Source organism: Anaerozeibacter quisquiliarum (assembly GCF_051162045.1).
Classification (GTDB): domain Bacteria; phylum Bacillota; class Clostridia; order Christensenellales; family Aristaeellaceae; genus Anaerozeibacter; species Anaerozeibacter quisquiliarum.
Map to the genome: position 1 here is coordinate 47,350 of NZ_JBISDI010000008.1, position 20,602 is coordinate 67,951.

Below are 20,602 nucleotides of genomic sequence, written 5' to 3' on the forward strand. Positions count from 1 at the left end.
TAGCGCGTACTTAAGACACGGCGCAAACACGCCGGTCGACAAATCGGCGTGAGTATGGTAATATAGGGCTCGCCGTACACTTACGAACGGAGGACAAAGTACGCCATGGTCTTTTCGGACTCGATATTTTTGTTCTTTTTTTTGCCCATCGTGCTGCTGGTCTACTTCCTGCTCAGAGGGCGCACGGCGCGCAACCTGCTCCTGACGTTCATGAGCCTGATCTTCTACGCCTGGGGCGAGCCGGTGTTCGTGCTTACGATGCTGCTGTCGATCACCGTCAACTGGCTGGGCGGGCTGGGCGTGGGCTGGCCGGGCGCGTCCGAGAAGCGCCGTAAGTGGGCGCTTACGCTGGCGGTGATCTTCAACCTCGGGCTGCTCGGCGTCTACAAATATCTGATGTTCATCATGAGCAACCTGAACTGGGCGTTCGGGCTGGGTTGGCCCGTGCCCAAGATCGCGCTGCCGATCGGCATTTCGTTCTTCACGTTCCAGGCCATGAGCTACGTGATCGACGTGTACCGGGGCAACGGCGCGATGCAGAAGAACTTTTTCAACGTCTGCCTGTACGTGTCGTTTTTCCCGCAGTTGATCGCGGGCCCCATCGTGCGCTATGAGACGGTGGCCGCGGAAATCGAAGAACGCCATGAAAACCCCGACGAATTTGCGGCGGGCTGCCGGCGGTTCCTGATCGGGCTGTGCAAAAAGGTGTTGCTGGCCAACACCCTGGCGATGCTGGCCGACGACGCGTTCGCTCTGCCCGCGGGCGAACTGAGCACCGCCGCGGCCTGGCTGGGCGCATTCGCCTATCACTGGCAGGTGTACTTCGACTTTTCCGGCTATTCGGACATGGCGATCGGTATGGGCTGGATGTTCGGCTTCCACTTCCTCGAAAACTTCAATTATCCGATGATGTCGCGCTCGATCACCGAGTTCTGGCGTCGGTGGCACATATCGCTGGGCACCTGGTTTCGCGACTACCTGTTCTTCCCGATGGGTGGCAGCCGGGTAAAGAAGGGGCGCGCCATTTTCAATATGTTCGTGGTGTGGGCGCTGACCGGCCTGTGGCACGGCGCGGCGTGGACATTCCTTATGTGGGGCCTCGGCTTCTTCGTACTGCTGGTCATCGAGAAGTACACGCCGTTCGGCAAGTGGATCGGGAAGCGGCCGCTCGGCTACCTGTACACCACGGCGATGGTGCTCACGGTGACGGTGCTGATTAAGGCGGCTACCTTGCCGCAGGCGGGCCGGTTCATCGCGGCGATGTACGGTGCCGCGGGGCGCGGATTCTGGGATGCCACCGCGACCATGTACGTGCGCGAGTACGGCTGGTTTGTGCTGGCGGGCGTCGTGGCGTCGTTGCCGGTCGGGCCGTTCATCCGGCGCACGCTGCGTATTTCGGACAATGCGATGCAAGTGCTCGGCGGCATCGGGCTGCTGGCGGCGTTCGTGTTGGCGCTGAGCTATGTGGTAATGGGCGGCTACAACCCGTTCATCTACTTCAACTTCTAATGCGAAGACGGGGTGCGATATGACCAAGAAAGTGAACATGGTGTTGGCGGCGGCGCTGCTGATCGCGGTCTTTACCATCGGCGGCGTGACGTTGGCGAAAAATTACAAGGGCATGGCCTATGCCTTCTTCGTAACCTACACGCAAAACGCCAAGGGCGAGCGAGGCCTGCAAACGCTCAAGCCTCGCATTGAATCGCTGAGGGGCGAGATCAACGCGAACCTCTTGGGCAAGGATCAGTTTCAAAAACTCAACGCGCGGTTTCAGCTCTCGCTCGGTAAGCAGATGCTGTCCTTCGGCGGCACCACGATGGTTCGGCTCAAGACCGGCCACCTCTACGACGTGCAGGGGCCGGCCAGCGACGAGCGGATTGGGTCCGAGGTGGACGCGATGGCACGGCTGAAGGACAAACTTGACGAGCAGGGCATTCCGATGGCCTTTGTGTACGCGCACAGCGAGCTGTACGAGGATGGGCTGCTGCCGACCGGGGTGCGGGATTTCAACAACCAGACCGCCGATAAGATCGTGGACGGCCTGCGCGCGAGCGGGGTGACGACGATCGACAGCCGCGCGCTGTACCGCGAACAGGGCTTTGCGATGCAGGAAGCCGCGATGCGCACCGACCAGCATTGGGCGATCCGCATGGCGTTCGAAGCCTACCGTGCGGCGGTCAAGGCGCTCAACCAGACGGGCAAGGTCGCGCTGGATGACCAGGCGATCGACCTGGACAACTTTGAAATCAAGCAGTTGCCCGGCGCGCACCTGGGCGACGTGGGCGCGCGGATCGGGGCGGATGCGGTCGCGCCCGACGATTTCTACTGGATCACGCCCAAGTACGCGACCATGATCCGCTCGCGCGTCAAGCGCTCGTCGAATGAGTGGCAGGAGCGCGAGGGTTCATTCGAGGCCGCGGTGCTCAACCGCGACGTGCTGGATAACGGAGCGCTGCCGCACAACATCTACGACGCCTATGGCCGCCATACCGATCAGGCATACTATACCAACGAGGCCGCGCCCGCGGGGCGAGTGCTGGTCATCAAGGACTCGTTCGGCACGCCCACCGCGTCGTTTTTATCGCTGGCGGCGCGCGAGGTGTGCACGCTGGACCTCAGGCGTACGCGCATAACGGCCGAGCAGATGATCGAGGAGTTCAAGCCCGACGCGGTGCTGGTGGTGCATTGCCAGGAAATGTTCAGGGGCAGCAAGAATTATGTGTTTGTCGACTGACAGGTCACGGGAATCTGGCTGCGGCCGTATTCGCGTGAGAGGGTGACGGGGGACGGCGCCTAAAAAGCCTGAGGGATTTTCCGGGCGGCGCCGGTACGATTGAACATGGAGGGCTGCGGCCTTCCGACCCTCCCGGGGTTTTGCGTATGCGCCCCGGCCGCCTGAAATAACATATAGATCGGGGTGACGAGCATGCGCGAATTGATTTGGCGGCTGCGCGAGGCCGGTTTTGCGGACGGACAGCTATACGAGCGCGAGCCGATGAGCCGGCACACCACGATGAAGGTGGGCGGCCCGGCCGATTTGCTGGTCGAGCCGGACGGCGAGGCGCAGCTGCTCGCGGCGCTTGAGATCGCGCGCGGGATGGGCGTACCGGTGCTGACGCTGTGCGGGGGATCGAATCTGATCGTGCGCGACGGCGGCGTGCGGGGGCTGACGGTGAAGCTGGCGGATCGGTTCGCGCGGCTGGAGAAGCGGGACAACCGGATCCACGCGCAGGCGGGCGCGCGGCTCAAGGCGGTGGCGCTGTTGGCGCAGCGCGAGGGGCTTTCCGGCTTCGAGTTCGCCGCCGGCATTCCGGGCTCGGTGGGCGGCGCGGTGCTGATGAACGCGGGCGCCTACGGCGGCGAGATCGTGGATGTGCTCATCAGCGGCCGGGTGCTCAGCGGCGGCATCGTGACCGAGTACGACAATCGGGGTTTTGAGTTCAGCTACCGCAACAGCCGCGTGATGCGCGAGGGTGGCGTGGTGCTGAGCGCGGTGTTTGAGCTCAAACCCGGCGACCCCGAGGCGATCGAGGAGAGGATGCGCGACCTGGCCGAGCGCCGGCGCGACAAGCAGCCGCTGCACCTGCCCTCGGCGGGCTCGACGTTCAAGCGGCCCGAGGGCCATTACGCGGCGGCGCTGATCGAGCAGGCCGGGCTCAAGGGGCTGGCGGTCGGGGGCGCGATGGTGTCGACCAAGCATGCCGGGTTCGTGGTAAACGCGGGAGGCGCGACCGCGCGCGACGTGATCGAGCTGATCGAGTTGGTGCGCGAGAAGGTACACGCGCATTCAGGGGTGCTGCTGACGCCCGAGGTGCGCATCGTAGGGGAGGATTAGCTTGTCCTTTTCGGTGGAGGCGCGCAAGGAGGCGGCGCGCGTGCCCTGCGAGAAGCGTTGCTGCGCGCTGGCCGAGCTTTCCGGCGCGGCGCTGGGCTCGGGCGCGCTGACGTTCAAGGGACCGGGCCGGTACGCGCTGTCGCTGAGTGTGGGCGGCGCCTTTGCGGCCGAGCGGTATTTGCGGCTGTTCAAGCGTTTTCTGCACTGCGACTGCCTGATGGCGGCGGTCAAATCGAGCCGCTTGGGCGGGCAAGTGCGTTATGAAGTGAGCCCGCCCGAAAACGAGCTGCCGCGCGTGCTCAAGGCGCTCAAGCTGCTCGACAAGGATCAGCCGTTCGGCATGCGCAGCGTGCCCGCGCCGGAGTTGATCCAGGGGGAATGCTGCAAGCAGGCGTTCCTGCGCGGGCTGTTCCTCGCGGGCGGCTCGACGGGCGACCCGCGCAGGTCCTACCACTTCGAGATCGCGGTCGGCGACGAAGCGCTGGCCGCTTGCGCCGAGGCGGTGCTGCTGTCGTTTGGGCTGCCCGCGCGGCGCGTGCAGCGCAAGGCGCAGTGGGTGGTGTACCTGAAGGACGGCGAGCACATGGCGACCGCGCTGGCGCTGATCGGCGCGCACCAGGCGATGCTTCAGCTCGAAAACGTGCGCATCGTCAAGGATCTGCGCAACGAGGCCAACCGCCAGGCCAACTGCGACTCGGCCAACGTGGACAAGGCGCTGGCCGCGGCCGAGCAGCAGCTCAGCGTGATCGAGGTGATCGACAGGCAGCTGGGCGTGGAGGCGCTGCCGGAACCGCTGCGCGATGTGGCCGAGCTGCGCGTGCGCTTCCCCGACGCGTCGCTGGCGGAACTGGGCGGCATGCTGACGCCCGCGCTGGGGAAATCCGGGGTCAAGGCGCGCATGCGGAAGTTGGAGGCGCTGGCGGAAGAACTGGTGAACGGGTGAATGACCGGTGGCTTGGGAAGCCACTTTTTTTATGCGATTCCGCGTGGGTTTTTGCTCCGCGGGGGGAAATAGATGGATGAGGGCGGCAGAAAGCGGGTGAGGCCATGAGGCGGTGCGCAATGGAAGACGCCTCCGGCGAGCGCGAGCGGTGCGAAGCGCTGATCGCGCGGTACGGCGGGTACGTTTACGCCATCGTCAGCCGCGTCGCCGGGAATCGCGCCACGCGCGAGGACGTCGAGGAGTGCGCCGCCGACGCGCTGTTGGCACTTTGGCAAGCGCGGGACCGGTACGACCCCGAGAAGGGCGACCTCAAGCCCTATGTTGCCGCCATCGCGCGCAACAAGGCGGTCAAGCTGCGCGAACGGCTGAGCCGCTCGGCCCCGTTCCTGCCGCTGGACGAGGACATCCTCGAGCTCGACGTGCCCGATCCGCCCGCGCAATACGAGCAGGCCGAGCTGGAAGCGCTGCTGGGCGAGGCCGTGCGGTCGCTGGGCCCGCCCGACCCCGAAATCTTCGAGCGGCGGTACTACTGGGGCGAGGCGCTTTCAGACATCGCCCGTGCGCTCGGGCTGACGGAGCGCGCGGTGGAAGGCCGGCTGTACCGCGGCCGCAGGCAACTCAAGGCCTACTTGGAAGGGAGGCTGTAAGCGTGAAGATCAAATTGAGCGAGACGATCCCCGCCCGCGAGCGGGATGCGGAGCTGCGGGATGTGTGGGACGAGGACGCGATGCGGCGCGTACGCGACCGGGTGCTTGAGCGCGTGGGTCTCGCCCCGCGCCTCGCGGGCAGGCGGCGCGCGGGCAGGCGCGCGGCGATCGTGCTGGCGGCCCTGCTTACCGTGATGCTGGCATTCGCCACGGCGCTGGCGACCACCGACCTGGGCGTGATGGTCGCGGACATGTTCCGAGATTACGGTGGGCCAAAGGAGGTACTGGATGCGCTCGGTGTATATGGCGGCGCGGTCGGCTGCAAGGATACGCAGGACGGCCTCACCGTGCGCGTGGAGGCTGCCTTTGCCGGCGAAGCGGAGAGCATGGTCGCGCTGAGCTTCGAGGACGCGCAGGGGCGGTTGGGCGAGGGGATGGAATGTAATTTGGCCCTCACCGGCAGCGAAGGCGGTTCTTATTACTTGCCCAAGAAATCGCCGGACGGAAGGACGAACGCACTGGTGACCTTCCCGAATGATCAATCGCTGGCCGGACAAAATGTAGAGCTTACCATCGACGGCATCATACCCGAGATTCAAAGGTTCTACAGCCAACCCACCGCGCTCACGCTGGGCGAGGCCGTGCAAAAGCCCATGCCCTTCCCGGTGCCCGGTGTGCCCGAGGCCCGGTTCACGGCCATCCGTATGGCGGAGGGCGGCTTGGTCATCTCGGTCGAATGGCCCTCCGATGGGTTGATGAGGTTTGGCGGCCTGGCGCTCAGAGCGCCGGGCAGCAGGCTGATGGACAAAATCGGCAGCAGCCGCAACAGGATGTTAGGGGAACAATCGGCAGTCCAATCGCATCACGGATTTGCCGGGTTGGAGTTGGAAAAGGTTTTAGACTATGAGCTGATCGTGGACTACGCGCGCGAGGCTCCGGCGCTGGACGGCGTTTGGAAACTTAGGTTTCAAATGCCGCGCAGCATGGAAGAACGCACCGAAGTGCCGATCGGCGGGCGCATTACCATGGATGACTTGGCGTACACCATCGATGGCGCGGTGATCTATCCCGCGTACGTCACGGTCGATTTTCATGCGTTGGATGATCGGGTGTTCAGAGAACCTGTGGCGTCGAATGCCAACTCCATATTCTATGGACGGCCGCGTTTTCCCGGATTCACGTTGGTGGACGAAGGCGGGCAGACGATCGCCGAGCTCGATTCGATAGAGAAGGTCAATCAGGACGATGGCGCGACGCGTTACCGGGCAACCATGTACTGCCTGACGCAGAAGCAGGATACCCTCACGCTGAATGTCAGGGACGAGAGTGGGAAGGTGTTGCGCTCGTACAAGCTCAAATAGCCAAGGGGCGGGACGCGGGGGTTACCCCGCGTCCCGCTTCGCCAGGATCGAAACGGCGGCGAGCGCGATGGCGATCGTTTGCCGCTCGGCCCCAATGTAAAGGTGCTCGAGCTCCTCGAGCGGCGGCTGTACCGCAAGGTAGCGGTTGGAGTCGGTGCCCACCACCGCGCCGGTGCGCAGGCCCCGCCGCGCGCCGACCACGTAGACCGTGTCGCACTCCATCTCGCTGACCAGCAGATCGCGCACGCCGCGCAGCACGTCGTTCAGGCCCTCGTCCTGCTGGTAATAGGCGTCGCGGCTCAGCGAACAGCCGACGCGCGGCGTTATGCCCAGCGATCGCGCCGCCGATTCCAGCGCGCAGGTCACGGCGTGGCTCGCCACCGCCGGGTAGATGTCGGGCAGGTACGCGCGCGCCGTGCCGCCCGCGCGCACCGCGGCGTTCACGATCACTGCGCTGCCGATCGGGATGCTGTCGTGGCGCGCGCCCGCCGACCCCACGCGGATGAAGGTGTCCGCGCCCACGCGCTGAAGCTCCTCCATCGCGATCGCCGTCGACGGCCCGCCGATCCCGGTCGAGCACACCGAGACGGGCACGCCCTCGTAGCTGCCGGTGAGCACCGTGTACTCGCGGTTTTCGGCTACGAGCCGCGCGCCGGTAAGCTGCCGCGCGATTCGGTGCGCGCGCGCCGGGTCGCCCGGAATCAGCACGTAGCGCGCCACGTCGCCCGGCACGCAGCGGATGTGTTTTTGCAGTTTGATCTCTGGCATGGTATCCCCCATATCATTCAAACAGCGGCACCAGCCGCCCTTCGGCAGTCTTGACGTAGCCCATGTCGGTCAGGCGCAGCGCGCGCGAGACGCCGAGGCCCAGGCAGCCAAACGACATCAGCGGGTTCGGGTGGTGGTAGCCGAGCGCTTCCATCGCCTTTGTGACCGCACTCGCGTTTTGCGCCACTTCGGCCATCGGCGCTTCGGTCACAATGCCGCCCACCTCGAGCCCCAGCGCCGCGATCACTTTGCCGTCGTTCGCGACGCAGATGCCGCCCTGATGCTCGATCACCCAGTTGGCCGCGGTCATCAGGTCGCGCGCGGTCTTGCCCGCCACCAGCAGGTTGTGGTGATCGTGGGCATAGCTGCTGGCGATCGCCCCGGCGTGGATGAAGTCGGGCCCGCCGATCAGCCCGTAGGCGCGCTTCGCCTCGCCGCTGTAGCGGTCGAACACCGCGATCAGGCAGTAGGGCGAGTTTTCGTAGTCCACGAGGCCGTCATCGACCGACAGCTCGTCAAAGCGTTCCATGGTCAGCGTGGTCGCGTATTCGATCGCCATGATGCGCGCCAGAACGCGTGCGCCCGCGTTTTCGGGGGCGCGGAGCCGGAAGTCTTCGGCCGTCAATGGGTCGAGCCGCACACTTTGGTAGAAGTGCGCGGGGAAGAACGGTTCGGTCTTCCGGGTAACCGGCGCAGGATTCGACGCCTCGAAGACCGGCGCGCCGCCCTTGTAAACCGAGTGGATTTTGAAGTCCTCGACGCTGTCGAGCAGTACGAAGTCGGCCAGCTTGCCCGGCGCGATCATGCCCCGGTCGTGCAGCTTCATGCGCTGCGCGGGGTTGTAAGTGGTGGCCATAATCGCGCGCTCGGGCTTCATGCCCAGCGCAATGGCCTTCCTGAACAGCACATTGAGATGCCCGCGCGAAAAGAGCCGGTCGGGCATCACGTCGTCGGTCACGATGCCAAAACCCTGCCATAGGTCGTTGTCCTCGATCCACTTAACCGTTTCAGACGTCAGCGTCTTTTCCTGCAATTCCACGAACACGCCCTGCGTAATGCGGTTGATGAAGCAGTCGAGCCCCTGCGAGGTGTGGTCGGAGTCGACGCCGTGATAGGCGATTTCGCACAGCTCTTTGCCGTTGTAATAGCTGATATGCCCCTCGCGCGTGAGATTCGGATAACGTTCGCGGAGTACTTTAAGCCACGTGCGGATCTTGCCGTCCGGCTCGTTCAAGACGCTCACGCAGTTCATCACCTCGCCCAGCGCCACGATGTCCGGATTGCGCTCGATCAGGCGCAGCGCATCGTCGAGCTCAATCCGGCCGCCGGTGGTCTCAAACGGGGTGCAGGGTACGGAACTGGGGATCGCGCCAAAGATATCGGCCGCGCAGGTGCGGCCCTGGCGCAGGAACGCCTCCACGCCCTCCACGCCGAACACATTGGCGATCTCGTGGGGCTCGGCGACGCAGGTGGTCACGCCGTTTCGGATCAGCATGTCCGAAAACACGCGCGGCGTGACCATCGAGCTTTCGACGTGCAGGTGGATATCGATCAGGGAGGGGAGAGCGAATCTCCCCTCCGCGTCGATCGTCTGATCCGCCTGCACATCCGCCGTTTCATCGAGGAAGGCGTACAGGAAGCGGCCGTCCCGGACCACGATGTCGCCGTCCACAAAGCGGCGCAGCGCGCTGTTGAACACCTTCGCGTTGCGGATGCGCATTACCATGCTCAGTTCCCCAGATAGATTTCGTTGTTGTAGCGGTCTACCCACTCGGCATTTTTCGCGCGGATCAGGTCCCAGTTGGGGGCTTGCGATTCGGTCACCGGCTCGCCGTAGCACAGGCCCACGGCCTGCTCGTCGGTCAGCTCCACGAGCTTGTTCGCCGGGGCCTCCACCTTGTCGAGCGCCTGCGCAAGCTGCGCCTGCCGGCTGATCGCCCAGTCGATGTACTTGTAAGCCAGTTCCTGGTTCTTGCTGCCCTTGGCGATGTTGATCTGGTTGATGCCGAGGAAGGTGCCCTCCTCGGGGATCATCACGTACTCGACGTCCGGGCAGGCCTGCTTGACGGTCGAATACTCGAAGTCCTGCAGCACCGCGACCGCCACCTCGCCCAGCGAAAACTTGCTGGCGATGTCGCCCGACTTCTCGTAGAAGTACGCGCCGCCCTGGGCCAGTTCCTTGAGCTTGGCAAAGGCCGGGCCGTCGTCGACCGCCACGTCGGTGCCGGCCACCTTGCCCGCCACCTGCACAAAGTAGGGGCCGGAGGTCACGGTGATCGCGGGCACGACCAGCTGGGAAGTCACGTCCTCGCGCCACAGGTCGGCCCACTTGGTGATCGGGGTCGTAATCACGGTCGGATCGTAGGCGATGCCGAAGCCGGTGAAGGTGTAGCCCGGGCCGTAGCCGGGATTGGGGTTTTGCGCTATGTCGTACAGCTCGCCGAGGTTGGCGAGCTTCGTGTTGTCGAACGCCTCGAGCAGCCCCTCGGCGGCGGCGTCCTTGACGTACTTGTCGGAGAAGTAGACGATGTCGTAGGCCGACGGGTTCTCGCGCAGCTTGGTCAGGCGGTCGGCGTTGTTGCCCACCTCCACCACGATTTCGCAGTTGTTGGCCTCCTCAAACGGCTTGTGGACGTTTTTCTCGATCAGGTCGATGTTGGTGGGCCAGGCCGAGATGACCAGCTTCTGCTTCTCCTGGGCCAGGGCGGACGCGCAGCCGATCAGCAGCATAAGGACCAGCAGGGTGACGATGACCTTCTTCATGGTAGTGCCCTCCGTCGATGAAATATATTGCATGGGCTACGAGCCCAAACAAACGCATTTGTCCTCGGGGAATTGCAGGCGCACCCGCTCGCCCGGCTCGTGGTGGTCGCCCACCTCGGTGTTGACGAGGAAGCTGCCGCAGCGGGTTCCGACCAGGTATTGCAGCTGCTTGCCGAGGAAGGTGCACACCCCCGCCGTGCCGTCCACGTAGCGGCCCGGCAGATCCTCGCCCGCGCTCAGCAGGCGGATGTCGTCGGGGCGGCAGGCGCACTGCACCTCGGCCGGCCCCATGTGATCGGTGCGAAAGGCCACGCCATCGGCGCTCCGGTAAGCCCCGTCCGACCAGGTGAGCGCCACGAAGTTCTCAAACCCGACGAACCGCGCCACAAACGCCGTGGCCGGGTGGTTGTAGATGCCCACGGGGCTGTCCAGCTGCTCGATTACGCCGCCGTTCATGATGGCGACCCGGTCGGAGATCGAGAAGCACTCCTCCTGGTCGTGGGTGACGTACAGCGTGGTGATGCCCAGCTCCTTTTGCAGCCGCAAAATTTCGACCCGCATCTGCACGCGCAGCTTGGCGTCGAGGTTACTCAGCGGCTCGTCGAGCAGCAGCAGCGCGGGGTTGATTACCAGCGCGCGCGCCAGCGCCACCCGCTGGCGCTGCCCGCCGCTCAGTTCGCCCGGCAGCCGCGATTCGAAGCCTGCCAGCGCCACCGAATTCAGCGCTTGCTTGATGCGTGTTTCGGCCTCGGCGGCGGGCGTTTTGCGCATTCTCAGCCCGAACGCCACGTTGTCGTAGATGGAGAGGTGAGGGAACAGCGCGTAGCTCTGGAACACGTAACCGAAATTGCGCTTGTGCACCGGCACCTTCGTGTAGTCGCGCCCGTTCAGCAGGAACTGGCCCGCCATAGCCTCGATGAACCCGGCGACCAGCCTGAGCGTGGTGGTCTTGCCGCAGCCCGACGGGCCCAGCAGCGACACCAGCTGCCCCTCTTCGACATCCAGGTTGAAGTTGTTCAATATCCGGTTCTTGCCATAGCCCGCGCTCACGTCGCGCAATGTCAGAAACGCCATAGTACACCTCTCACCGATTCCTCAGTTTCACGCCCAGCATTTTTTCCGCGATGAACATGAGCGCCATCGTCATCAGCATCAGCATGACCGCCATCGCGGCGATCGTGGGGTCCATGCGGGTCTCGGCGTAGCCGAGCATGGCCATCGGCAGCGTCAGTACGCCCGGTCCCGATACGAAAACGCCGATCGACACATCGTTGAACGCGTTGATGAACGCCAGGATGAACGCCGACATCAGCCCCGAGCGGATGTTGGGCATCACCGATAGCAGGAACGCCTTCGCCCAGTTGGCCCCGAGCGACATGGCGGCCTCCTCGATCGCGAAGTCGAAGTTGCTGAGCGCCGACGAGGTGGTGCGGATCACGTAGGGGAGGGCGATCAGCGCGTAGCCAATGAGCAGCCCCGCGTAGATCGAGCCGCCCACGCGCGGCACGAACGACTTCAGCAGCGCAAAGCCCAGCACGATCGCCGGGATGATCGTGGGGGAGATGAAGATGTTGCCGAGCAGTTGCTTGCCCGGGTACTGGTAGCGGTTCATCGCGTAGGCGGCCGGCACGCCGATCAGCATGGCGATCACCGTGCCCAGCAGCGATACGCCGAAGCTGACCTTGAAGCCGTCCATGAAGCTGGACAGCGACAGGCTGTTCGCGTACCAAGCGAGCGTGAAGCCCTCGGGCGGAAATTTGAGCGCCTTGGCCGTGGTGAACGATGCGCCCACCATGACCACCATCGGCCCAAGCAGGAACAAGTAGACCAAGATCGTCAGGACGAGCAGAAACTTGCTGCGTTTCATCGGCTACACCCCCCGCCTGTTGAGCCGCTTTGCGACGGCGTTCATGGTCAGCGAGACCAGCAGCGTCATCGCGATCATGATTGTCGCCACCACCGACGCGCTGTCCCAGTCGCCGAGCGTGGAGGTGTATTGGTACAGGAGCGTCGACAGCACCTTGGTCTTGTTGCCGCCGAGCAACTGCGGCGTGGTATAGGCGGTGACCGTGCCGGTGAACACCAATAGGCCCCCGGTAATCAGCCCGCTGACGCAGAGCGGCAGCACCACCTTCAAAAAGGCCGCGATCGGCGGCGCGCCGAGCGTCCTGGCGGCCAGGATGCAATCGTCGTCGATCTGCTCCATCACGCCCACGAGCGAGAGCAGCATCAGCGGCATAAACAGCTGCGCGTAGCCCAGCATCATCGAGAATTCCGTGTACAAAAGGGACAGCGGCTTTTGAATCAGGCCCAGCGTCAGCATAAGGTCGTTCACCGTGCCGCGCTTGCCCAAGATAATCATCCAGCAGAACGAGCGCACCACCGCGCTGGTCAGCAGCGGGAAGGTGGCGGCCGACAGCGCGATGTTCTTCCAGCGCGGGGAGAGGCGCGCGATGTAATAGGAGACCGGCAGCCCGATTGCGATGCAGATCAGCGTGTTGAGCAGCGACAGCCGCAGCGTGCGCGCGAAGGTGTCCTGAAAGAAGGCGTTTTGAAACTCGCCCAGGTACTTCGAAAAGGTCAGCGCCTCGCCGTCCGCGAAGGTTTGTGACACGATGCGCACCACCGGAAACAGGCAGCATATCACAATGAACAGCGTGCCCGGCACCATCAGCATGTAGGCGTTGTTTCTCTTCATGGCGCTCCTGCCTCGCAAAACGGCGAATAAATTTCAAAGTAAATAGGATAATGTTCGTAATATAGCCGATTTCTGAAAAAAAGTCAAGCAAAATGATTGTTGAATCGCATACATGGGTATCAAGTATGACAGATGAGGCGCGTCCGCGTCCATCCGATCAAGAAATAGAACCGTCATTTGTTCAATGAGGAGGATTTATCATGAAGTTCAAAGGAATGCTCGTCGCGGCCATGCTGTTGACCGCCGCGCTCGCGCTGGCCGGCTGCGTAAGCGCAGCACCCGCCCCCACGCCGACCGCCGCCCCCGAGGCGACGGCCACGCCGGACCCCGCCGCCGCACCCGAACCCGCCGCCGCGCCCGGCGAAGCGCCGGCGCTCGAGCTGACGGCCGAGGAACTGGCCGCCTATGACGGCACGGACGGCCGCAAGGCCTACGTGGCGGTCAACGGCACCATCTACGAGGTGACCGACGTAAGCGCCTGGGCGGGCGGCCAGCACAACGGCAACGTCGCCGGCAAGGACCTGACCGACGCGATCAAGAACTCGCCGCACGGCGAAAAAGTGCTGGAGAAGCTGACCGTGGTCGGGAAGCTCAAGTAACCGAGCGTGCGCGGATTGGGTCACCCGACTGAATGAGATCGAACGCAGGGGAGCGATCGCATGTCCAAGAACCCATTGGACGATTACTACCCGCTCGGAAGGAACGGGTTCGCGAAAATCGAGTCCGAGAAGCCCAAGAAGCAGTACGTTTACAAGCGGGTGATCATCTTTGGGATGCAGATCGATCCGGACGGGCCGCTGTCGGAGACCATTCGCCTGTCCAAGCTGGGATGTCTGGGTTTTGCCATCACGTTCGCGATCATGACCGTGTTTATGGCGATCATGGGCGCCGTTTCAAACAGGTTTTTCTCCACAGCGCCCGGACCCGCCCCCACGGTCGTTCAAAATGTCGGTGCGCAATAACGTGTAGACTGTCAAGGAGCTGTCGCGGCGGGGGATTTCCCCGCGCGGCAGCCTTTTTTTGGAAGGCGCAACCGGATGGAGCGGTTCGCGCGCATTCGGCATGCCAAGAAATACCGCCTCAGCCGGACCGAAGACGTGGCCGACGATGTTGCGCGCGGCGGGCTTGCCCTGCGATCGCGAAACCTTGCGATGTTGACAATTGCGTGACGCGAGGGGATAATAAAGGCGCATGAAAAGGGGTGGCGACCATGTTCAACCGGCTGAAGTACTCAATGCGCGCGCAGTTGACACTGCTGTTTGTGTTGGTGTCGGTCATCCCCATGCTGGCCATCGGCGCGGCGTCGCTTCGGCTTTTTTCTCAGTCGCTCGAGGACAATGGCGTGCGTGAGAGCGCGACCTATCTGGAGTTTTTGGACGATCGCATGGGTCGGATCATGGCCGATATCCATAAGCAGGTGCTGCTCGCCGCGTACGATGACAGCATCGTGTCCTTTTGCGAAGGCGACCGCGCCGATCCCGAGCAGGCGCTGTACGCGTCGCGCAGGCTGATCCGCTTGCAGGCCATGGAGAAGGCCCATTCGGTGATGCTGGTCTTTGAGGACGGCAGCGCCATGCGCTACGCAAACAGTGACTATCCCAATGCGCGCATCATAGAAAACGCGGGCCTTGCGCCCATCGATCCATCGATCTTCAAGATATACGACCGCTGGGCGGAACCCGCGGTGCGAAACGGCGAGCGCGTCGTTCCCTACGAGCGACTTGTGCTGGGCGACGGCGGCGCGCGGCCCATCGCGCGGCTGATCGTCAACTACCCCGAATCGAAATTCGCCGCGCTGTACGAAGACTATCTGAGCGCCCACCCGGCCGATTTTTTTATTGTCAACAGTCAGGGCGTCATCACCTCCTCGTCCGATGCGTCCGCGTTTGGGCAAGACGCCTTTCGGGCGCTGGGGCTCCCCCCGGATTACGCCGCATCTTCCGCCGGGCGTTTCCATACGGACGGCTATGTCTACACCCATCGCAGCAACGCGCGCTACGGATACACGCTAATGGAACGCACGCCAATGAGCTATTACAGCGGTATGTTCAGGCCGGTGCTCACGCTGCTCCTCATGCTGTCGCTTGCGAGCATCCTGCTGGCGCTGACGCTCGGCGCGATCATGTCGGGCGCGTTTACCAAGCCGATCCGCAACCTGATCGGCCGCATGCGACGCGACAAGGGATCGATCGGCATTTCAAACGGGGATGAGCCTCGCAACGAAATCGCCATCCTCAACAGGGGCTACGACAGCATCATCACCCAGCTCGAGACGGCCATCGCGCAGTATTACGAGGAGCAACGCATGAAGAAGGAGGCGCAGCTGCGCGCGCTGGAATTCCAGATCAACCCCCACTTTCTGTATAACACCCTGTCGACCATTATCTGGCTGATCGACGCGGGCGAGGATGAACGCGCGATTGAGATCACGCAGGAGCTTTCCACATTCTTCCGCATCAGCATCAGCAAGGGCAGGGATTACATCCCGCTCAAGGACGAGTTATTGCACGTCAAGCTGTACATCGACATACAAAAAGCGCGCTACAAGGATAAAATCATCGTCGCCTACGATGCGCCGGAGGAACTGCTTTCACTGTTGACGCCCAAGCTCGTGCTGCAGCCGTTGGTTGAGAACTCCATCATCCACGCGATGCAGAAGCATCGAGACCGCACCTGCAGCATCCGGATCAGCGCCGCGCGGGATGGGGAAAATGTGTGGCTGGTCGTGGAGGATGACGGTGAGGCGCTCACCGAGGAAGGCGCGGCGGCGATGAATGCGTTTCTGATCGATCGGGGCGCGCAGGATGCGAACTTTGGCATCGGCATCTCCAACGTACACGACCGAATCCGGCTCAGTTTTGGCGAAGGCTACGGCTTGAGCTTTGCACGCGTGGACGGATGGACGCGCGCGACGCTGCGCATCCGCGCGATGTCCGAGGAGGGGGGATGAGCCTATGTATCGGATGCTGATCGTCGACGATGAGCCGCTGATTGCCCAGGGCATGAGCCGCGCGGTCGAGCGCACGCGGCTTTTCGAGGTCGCCACCGCAAATGACGGGCGTGAGGCGCTGGACCTTCTCATGGGAAAGCCGTTCGACGCGATGCTGCTGGACATCGCGATGCCCGACATGGATGGACTTCAGCTGATGGAGGCGCTTTCCTCGCGCGGCATGGTGCCGGAGACCGTGGTCATTTCCGGATTTGAGGAATTCGACTACGCGCAGCGGGCCATGAGCTACGGCGCGAAGGATTATATCCTGAAACCTGTGTCCCCCAAGGATGTGGCGGCGATCGCCGTGCGGCTGAGCGAAAAGTTGGACGCCCGAAGGCGCGAACAACGCGAACGCGAGGAACTGCGCCGGTTTGTGAAAACGCAACGCGACGTCATCAACGAAATGCTGAACGCGCGCGAGCCGCTCGATCCGGCGCGGCTGGAAAGCCTGCTCGAAGGGGTTCCCGGGGAGGGGCCAATCGACTCCGACGAAAAGGAAAAGCGGATTGCCCGCCGCGTTCGCAGTTGTCTCGAAGAAAATTACGCCGACAGCGCGCTGACGGTCAACGGCATTGCGCAGGCCATGAATTACTCAGCCAATTACCTCGGGAACGCGTTCAGGCGCGAATACGGCATGACGGTCAGCGATTACCTGACCCGGCTGCGCATCGACATTGCGCGCAAGCTAATGGAGGACACGGGTCTGAAATTCTACGAAATCGCGTTCCGCGTGGGTTTCAACGACCAACACTATTTCAGCAGGATATTTCGCAGGGTCGTCGGCCTCTCGCCGAGGGAATACCGGGTCAGACATGCGCGCTCGACGATGGATGATCACGAATGAGTCGGGATACCTGAAAACCATCCGGATATATCGTTGATTTGTCCACATTTTTGCTGGAATCTGTGCATTTCAAACCGGGACGCTTCGCGGTACAATGTTGGTGACAGGATGTAAATGCGAAGCGCATTGCACCGAAATCAAGGAGGTATTGGGCTATGAAGAAACTCATCTCCCTTGCCGTGGCACTCATGTTCGTCATAGGCATGGCCGTCGGCACCGTTGCCGAGCAGAAGGACATCTCCGAGTACACGGTCGCGATGATCGTCAAGCAGAGCGATCCCTGGTTCGACGACATGACGATCGGCATCGAGCAGCTCGCCGCCGAGACGGGCATCAACGCCTACGTGCTCACCCCCGAAAGCGGCGATCCGGCGCTGCAGATTGCGATCATGGAAGACCTGATCTCCCAGGGCGTCGACGCCATCTGCGTCGTGCCCAATGACCCGCAGGCGCTGATCCCCACGATCAAGAAGGCGCAGGAAGCCGGTATCGTCGTTGTCACGCATGAAGCGCCTGGCATCGCCGACAGTGTGGATCTGGACGTCGAAGCCTTTGTCAACAAGGAATTCGGCGCGACGATGGGCAAGGCCGTCCTGGAAGCGACCGGCGGAAAGGGCAAGTATGCCGGCTTCGTCGGCGGTCTGACGATGGACACCCACATGGCTTGGTACAACGGCGCGGTCGAGTATCTGGCCGAGAACGCCCCCGAGCTCGTCAACATCTCCGCCGAGCCGTTTGAAGATCGCAACAGCATCGAGACCGCTTACGACAAGACCGTTGAGCTGCTCAAGGCCAATCCCGACCTGACCGCCATCTTCGACTGCTCCGCGCACGGCGGCGGCATCGCGCAGGCGATCAAGGACAAGGGCCGCGAGGACATCGCCGTCATCTCCCTGGCGATTCCCTCGATGTCGGCGAGCTACATCAAGGACGGCTCCATGAAGCACGGCCAGGCTTGGCGCCCCGCCGATGCCGGCTATGCCACCTGCTACGCGGCCTACCTGATGGCGTCCGGTCAGGGCGTCAAGACCGGCGACAGCCTCAAGATCACCGGCTATGAAGATATCCAGGTCGACGGCAAGATCGCCTACGGCAACGCGCCGCTGATCTTCACCGCCGAGAACATCGACGACTTCAACTTCTAATCCGGACGACCGGTGCATGGAGGGGCTGCAGCGCTGGAAAAGGGCGCTACAGCCCCTCCATAAAATGGAGGAATCGCCATGCCCGAAACCATGCTGCGCGCCGAGCACATTTTCAAGGCCTTCGTCGGCGTCCAGGCGCTGAACGACGTGAGCCTTGTGATCAACAGCGGCGAGATTCACTGCCTTGCCGGGGAAAACGGCTCCGGAAAATCCACATTTGTCAAGACGGTCTCCGGCGTCTATGCGCCCGACGCTGGCACCATTGCGCTGAACGGTCACGTGTACGCCCGACTGACGCCGAACCAGGCGATGAACGAAGGCGTGCAGGTCATCTATCAGGATCTGTCGCTGTTCGACCACATGACGGTCGCCGAAAACATCGCCATCAGCCATCTGCGGCAGTTGGGCCGAAAGACCGTCAACTGGTCCGAGGTTTACAAAATCGCCAAAGAGCAAACCCGGCGCATTGGCGTGACGCTCGACCTGAACGCCACCATTCGTGAGACGCCGATGGCCAACCGCCAACTGACGGCCATCTGCCGTGCGCTCGCGCAAAACGCGAAGATCCTGTTCATGGACGAGCCGACGACCGCGCTCACCAAGCAGGAGGTCGACAACCTCTTAAACGTTGCCCGGGAATTGAAGCAAAAGGGGTTGGCCATCGTCTTCATCAGCCACAAGCTGGACGAGGTGTTCGCGGTGGCGGATAAGATCACTATATTCCGCGACGGGAACAAGGTGGGCGATTTCGCCTCGTCGGAGCTTGACCGCAAGACACTCGCCTACCAAATGACCGGTCGGGACGTCGAGTACCCGCGCTACCGGCGATCGATCCGTGACGACGCGGTGCTGATGGAGCTGCGCGGCCTCACAAAACCCGGGCATTACGAGGACATCAGCTTCAAAATCCGCAAAGGCGACATCCTGGGCGTGACCGGATTGCTGGGCTCGGGCCGTACGGAGTTGGCGCTCTCGCTGTTCGGGCTGAACCCGCCGTCGAAGGGCGAGGTGCTTTTTGAGGGCAAGCCGGCAGATATCCGCTCGCCCAAGCACGCGAAGAAGATCGGCATCGCGCTGTTGCCGGAGGACAGAGCCACGCAGGGTATGTTCCGCGAGCGCAGCATCCGTGAAAACCTTTCCTCGGCGTTGGTGGACGATATATCGCCCGGCGGCCTGCTTGACCGGACGTGCGAGGAGGCGCTCGCCGAAGATGGCGTGAAGCGGCTGCGCGTGCGCACGCCGTCCGTCGAAACATTGATCGGCTCGCTCTCCGGCGGCAACCAGCAAAAGGGCGTCGTGGCAAAGTGGATCGGCACCAAGCCCAAGCTGTTCATCATGGACTCGCCGACCATGGGCGTCGACATCGGTTCCAAGGCGGAAATCTACGAAATCATTCAGTCGTTCGCCGCAGAAGGCATGGCCATCATTCTGATCACCGACGAGATCGAGGAGTTGCTGGCCAACGCCAACCGCGTCATGATCATGGCTGGACATCGCGCGGCGGCGCTGCTGGACGAGGAAGAACTGGGCAAACCCGGCGTCGAGCGGCAAATCGCCGAGCTGGTCGGCGGCGCGACGCGCGAGGGAAGAGGGGACGGGCGGCATGAGGCGTAAGATTGTCAACGGTTCGGAGGGGATTCTGCTCGCGATCATCGCGATATACTGCGCGGTCGTGGCGGTGGTCAACCCCGCCTTTTTGAGCGCGGAGACGCTGTTTGACACCATCCGCTCATCCTCGTCCACGCTGATCGTCGCGATGGGGCTGCTGGTCGTCATGCTGTCGGGCGGCATCGACGTGTCGTTCATGGCGACGGCGCTCTTCGGAAGCTACGTGACCGCGCACATCATGATCCTGAACGGCATCGACAACCTGTGGTTTGCGTTTGCGCTGTCGGGCGTAATGGGCCTCGTGCTCGGCATGGTCAATGCGCTGTTGGTCCACTGGACAAAGCTGCCGGCGTTCATCATCACGCTCGGCACCCAAAACTTCTACCACGGCGCAATGACCACCTTCATAAGCGCAAAGACCTACGGCGCGGGTGTCATTCCGAAAAGCCTGTCCGCCTTCGGCTCCGGCACGCTGTTCAAGGTATCGACGAACACCGGCGTCATGGGGCTTACGGTGTCGGTGATCCCGGTCGCCATCGTGGTGGCGCTTACCTGGTTCATCATCAACCGCACGATGATCGGCCGGGGCGTGCTCGCGCTTGGCAATTCCGAGGAATCCGCTGTGCGCGCGGGTTTCAGTCCCTTGAAAATCCGGCTGTTCGCCTACGGCTACATCGGCCTACTGGCCGGCATCATGGGCATCGTCTACATATCGCAGGTCAACGCCGTGTACCCGAACAAGCTGGTCGGCGGCGAATTGATGATCATCGCGGGCGCGGTCATCGGCGGCACGAAGGCCACCGGCGGACAGGGCAAGGTGCTGGGCGTGCTGCTCGGCAGTTCGGTGATCTATCTGCTCAATTCCACATTGATCTTCCTGGGTCTCTCGTCCTCTTGGAATGATTTGTTCATCGGGACACTGCTCGTGGTTTCGGTCGCAATCACATCGTACCAGGCGCGCGTAAAGAACCGCCGGAATCTGATCTTCGTCGACTGAG

20 protein-coding genes are annotated in these 20,602 nt (G+C 62.8%); 14 read left to right on the plus strand and 6 right to left on the minus strand.

Annotated elements, in window-relative coordinates; genetic code table 11:
* Positions 1-105 precede the first annotated feature (105 nt).
* From ACH6CV_RS04970 to ACH6CV_RS04995, 6 genes are all read left to right on the plus strand, one after another.
* Positions 106-1,509, plus strand: a complete 1,404-nt coding sequence (locus ACH6CV_RS04970; RefSeq protein WP_456357066.1) for an MBOAT family O-acyltransferase — start codon at positions 106-108, stop codon at positions 1,507-1,509.
* 19 nt (positions 1,510-1,528) lie between these two features.
* Positions 1,529-2,734 (plus strand): alginate O-acetyltransferase AlgX-related protein, encoded by a 1,206-nt coding sequence (locus tag ACH6CV_RS04975; protein ID WP_456357067.1) that lies wholly within the window; start codon positions 1,529-1,531, stop codon positions 2,732-2,734.
* 192 nt (positions 2,735-2,926) lie between these two features.
* Positions 2,927-3,835 carry a UDP-N-acetylmuramate dehydrogenase gene (gene murB / locus ACH6CV_RS04980; protein ID WP_456357068.1) on the plus strand — a complete coding sequence of 303 codons (909 nt, stop codon included), beginning with the start codon at positions 2,927-2,929 and terminating at the stop codon, positions 3,833-3,835.
* A gap of 1 nt (position 3,836) precedes the next feature.
* On the plus strand, positions 3,837-4,778 hold the full coding sequence (gene whiA, locus ACH6CV_RS04985; RefSeq protein WP_456357069.1) for a DNA-binding protein WhiA: 942 nt from the start codon (positions 3,837-3,839) through the stop codon (positions 4,776-4,778).
* A gap of 119 nt (positions 4,779-4,897) precedes the next feature.
* Positions 4,898-5,425 carry a sigma-70 family RNA polymerase sigma factor gene (locus ACH6CV_RS04990; protein ID WP_456357070.1) on the plus strand — a complete coding sequence of 176 codons (528 nt, stop codon included), beginning with the start codon at positions 4,898-4,900 and terminating at the stop codon, positions 5,423-5,425.
* A 2-nt stretch (positions 5,426-5,427) separates the two neighbouring features.
* Complete coding sequence (locus ACH6CV_RS04995) at positions 5,428-6,786, plus strand: hypothetical protein (RefSeq protein ID WP_456357071.1); 1,359 nt, start codon at positions 5,428-5,430, stop codon at positions 6,784-6,786.
* A gap of 21 nt (positions 6,787-6,807) precedes the next feature.
* On the opposite strand, the gene ACH6CV_RS05000 is transcribed toward ACH6CV_RS04995, so the two are convergent.
* From ACH6CV_RS05000 to ACH6CV_RS05025, 6 genes are read right to left on the minus strand one after another with little or no spacing between them, the layout of a single operon-like run.
* Entirely contained in the window at positions 6,808-7,554 is a 747-nt protein-coding gene (locus ACH6CV_RS05000; RefSeq protein WP_456357072.1) for a nucleoside phosphorylase, read from the minus strand.
* 13 nt (positions 7,555-7,567) lie between these two features.
* Positions 7,568-9,280, minus strand: coding sequence for an adenine deaminase C-terminal domain-containing protein (locus ACH6CV_RS05005; RefSeq protein ID WP_456357073.1), 1,713 nt, complete (start codon positions 9,278-9,280; stop codon positions 7,568-7,570).
* A gap of 2 nt (positions 9,281-9,282) precedes the next feature.
* Positions 9,283-10,317, minus strand: coding sequence for an extracellular solute-binding protein (locus ACH6CV_RS05010; protein WP_456357074.1), 1,035 nt, complete (start codon positions 10,315-10,317; stop codon positions 9,283-9,285).
* 36 nt (positions 10,318-10,353) lie between these two features.
* Positions 10,354-11,391 carry an ABC transporter ATP-binding protein gene (locus ACH6CV_RS05015; protein WP_456357075.1) on the minus strand — a complete coding sequence of 346 codons (1,038 nt, stop codon included), beginning with the start codon at positions 11,389-11,391 and terminating at the stop codon, positions 10,354-10,356.
* Positions 11,392-11,401: 10 nt separating this feature from the next.
* A complete protein-coding gene (locus ACH6CV_RS05020) occupies positions 11,402-12,184 on the minus strand; it encodes an ABC transporter permease (RefSeq protein WP_456357076.1) in 783 nt (260 codons plus the stop codon).
* A gap of 3 nt (positions 12,185-12,187) precedes the next feature.
* Positions 12,188-13,015: an ABC transporter permease gene (locus ACH6CV_RS05025; protein WP_456357077.1), complete on the minus strand. Its 828-nt coding sequence runs from the start codon at positions 13,013-13,015 to the stop codon at positions 12,188-12,190.
* Positions 13,016-13,215: 200 nt separating this feature from the next.
* On the opposite strand from ACH6CV_RS05025, the gene ACH6CV_RS05030 reads away from it, so the two are divergent.
* The 8 genes from ACH6CV_RS05030 to ACH6CV_RS05065 all read left to right on the plus strand — a co-directional run bounded on the left by ACH6CV_RS05030 (position 13,216) and on the right by ACH6CV_RS05065 (position 20,601).
* On the plus strand, positions 13,216-13,614 hold the full coding sequence (locus tag ACH6CV_RS05030) for a cytochrome b5 domain-containing protein (RefSeq protein ID WP_456357078.1): 399 nt from the start codon (positions 13,216-13,218) through the stop codon (positions 13,612-13,614).
* Positions 13,615-13,674: 60 nt separating this feature from the next.
* Complete coding sequence (locus ACH6CV_RS05035) at positions 13,675-13,977, plus strand: hypothetical protein (protein WP_456357079.1); 303 nt, start codon at positions 13,675-13,677, stop codon at positions 13,975-13,977.
* Positions 13,978-14,052: 75 nt separating this feature from the next.
* Positions 14,053-14,184 carry a hypothetical protein gene (locus ACH6CV_RS05040; protein ID WP_456357080.1) on the plus strand — a complete coding sequence of 44 codons (132 nt, stop codon included), beginning with the start codon at positions 14,053-14,055 and terminating at the stop codon, positions 14,182-14,184.
* Positions 14,185-14,225: 41 nt separating this feature from the next.
* The gene (locus ACH6CV_RS05045) at positions 14,226-15,965 is read left to right on the plus strand and encodes a histidine kinase (RefSeq protein WP_456357081.1); all 1,740 of its coding nucleotides are present in this window, start codon (positions 14,226-14,228) and stop codon (positions 15,963-15,965) included.
* Between the two features lie 4 nt (positions 15,966-15,969).
* Positions 15,970-16,851 carry a response regulator transcription factor gene (locus ACH6CV_RS05050; protein WP_456357082.1) on the plus strand — a complete coding sequence of 294 codons (882 nt, stop codon included), beginning with the start codon at positions 15,970-15,972 and terminating at the stop codon, positions 16,849-16,851.
* 155 nt (positions 16,852-17,006) lie between these two features.
* The gene (locus ACH6CV_RS05055) at positions 17,007-17,996 is read left to right on the plus strand and encodes a substrate-binding domain-containing protein (RefSeq protein ID WP_456357083.1); all 990 of its coding nucleotides are present in this window, start codon (positions 17,007-17,009) and stop codon (positions 17,994-17,996) included.
* A 78-nt stretch (positions 17,997-18,074) separates the two neighbouring features.
* Positions 18,075-19,610 carry a sugar ABC transporter ATP-binding protein gene (locus tag ACH6CV_RS05060; protein ID WP_456357084.1) on the plus strand — a complete coding sequence of 512 codons (1,536 nt, stop codon included), beginning with the start codon at positions 18,075-18,077 and terminating at the stop codon, positions 19,608-19,610.
* Positions 19,600-20,601 (plus strand): ABC transporter permease, encoded by a 1,002-nt coding sequence (locus ACH6CV_RS05065; protein WP_456357085.1) that lies wholly within the window; start codon positions 19,600-19,602, stop codon positions 20,599-20,601. Before ACH6CV_RS05060 ends, ACH6CV_RS05065 begins: the two co-directional genes overlap by 11 nt.
* Position 20,602 lies beyond the last annotated feature (1 nt).